The organism is Mesorhizobium sp. M7A.F.Ca.US.014.04.1.1 (genome assembly GCF_003998745.1).
Classification (GTDB): Bacteria; Pseudomonadota; Alphaproteobacteria; order Rhizobiales; family Rhizobiaceae; genus Mesorhizobium; species Mesorhizobium ciceri.
Window position 1 is genome coordinate 1 of record NZ_RZRW01001259.1, and the last position, 738, is coordinate 738.

Genomic DNA, 738 nt, shown 5'->3' on the forward strand with positions numbered 1-738 from the left:
GTGTAATAACCGGCGCCGGTGCGCTCGTCGGTGCTGAGATCGGCGGAGATCTTGCTGACGCTTCCGTTGAGTTCAGGCGTGGTCCGCTGATTGAAGGCCGAAAGCCGCAGCGTCGCCTCCTGCCCCTGTTTCAGCTGATCGATGTCCTGTGGAGCGACACGGGCTTCGACGGTCAGTCGGTCCGCGACCGGCACGATGAGCATGACCGGTTCGCCCGCAGTGATGACACCCCCAATCGTATGTACGGCAAGCTGAAGGACGACGCCGGCCTGCGGGCTTCGAATGTCGATGCGCTTGAGCTGGTCCTCGGCCGATACCTTGCGTTCGACTAGCTCCGAGAGTTTTGCCTGGACCTCACGCAGCTCCGTGGCGACTTCGCTGCGCAGATCCTGATCGATCTGGATGATCTGCAGGCGGATTTCCGACGTGTGACCTTTCGACTGCGCTATCGCCGCGATCAACTGCCCGTGTTCAGCCTCCAGCCGCACGGCCTCGCGCTCGAGCGCGGTGATGCGATCGATCGAGACCAGCTTGCGCTCCCATAATGTGCGCATGCCCGCGAGCTCGGTTCCGATCAGCTTGATTTCCTGGCTCTTGGCGTCCTTTTGCTCGGTCAGGCCGGAGACTTCTTCGGCGAGCTGGGAGATACGTTCCGCCAACTGCGCCTTCTGGCCAGCGCGTGCCTGCCGGCGGAACTCGAAGAGCGACTGCTCTCCGGCCATTGTTCCGCTGACATCC

At 62.6% G+C, this 738-nt stretch carries 1 protein-coding gene; it reads right to left on the reverse strand.

The features are described 5' to 3' along the window. Positions 1–738: HlyD family type I secretion periplasmic adaptor subunit (locus EOA22_RS35945; RefSeq protein WP_127390726.1), on the reverse strand; the 738-nt coding region annotated here is incomplete at both ends.